The organism is Streptomyces fructofermentans (assembly GCF_014651055.1).
In the GTDB taxonomy this organism is placed as follows: Bacteria; Actinomycetota; Actinomycetes; order Streptomycetales; family Streptomycetaceae; genus Streptomyces; species Streptomyces fructofermentans.
On the sequence record NZ_BMWD01000083.1, the window covers coordinates 1 to 701 of the forward strand.

The 701-nt window shown below is 62.8% G+C and carries 1 protein-coding gene; it reads left to right on the top strand.

Going from position 1 to position 701, the window contains the following annotated elements; all coding sequences use genetic code 11:
• On the top strand, positions 1–701 hold a 701-nt coding region (locus IE265_RS38070), incomplete at both ends, for a cbb3-type cytochrome c oxidase subunit I (protein ID WP_190040376.1).

Genomic DNA, 701 nt, shown 5'->3' on the forward strand with positions numbered 1-701 from the left:
CGGGCATGACGATGTTCCGTATGCCGATCTTCGTGTGGAACGTGCTGCTGACGGCGGTGCTGGTGCTGCTGGCGTTCCCGGTGCTGGCTGCGGCGCTGTTCGCGCTGGAGGCGGATCGCAAGTTCGGGGCGCATGTCTTCGACGCGGCGAACGGAGGGGCGTTGCTGTGGCAGCACCTCTTCTGGTTCTTCGGGCATCCGGAGGTGTACATCATCGCGTTGCCGTTCTTCGGCATCATCAGTGAGGTCATCCCGGTCTTCTCGCGCAAGCCGATGTTCGGTTACATGGGCCTGATCGGCGCGACGATCGCGATCGCGGGTCTGTCGGTGACGGTGTGGGCGCACCACATGTACGTGACGGGCGGGGTGCTGCTGCCGTTCTTCTCGTTCATGACGTTCCTGATCGCGGTGCCCACGGGCGTGAAGTTCTTCAACTGGATCGGCACGATGTGGAAGGGCAGTCTGTCCTTCGAGACGCCGATGCTGTGGGCGACGGGCTTCCTGATCACCTTCACGTTCGGTGGTCTGACGGGTGTCATCCTGGCGTCGCCGCCGATGGACTTCCATGTGTCGGACTCGTACTTCGTGGTGGCGCACTTCCACTACGTGGTGTTCGGCACGGTGGTCTTCGCGATGTTCTCCGGCTTCCACTTCTGGTGGCCGAAGTTCACCGGCAAGATGCTCGACGAGCGCCTCGGCAAG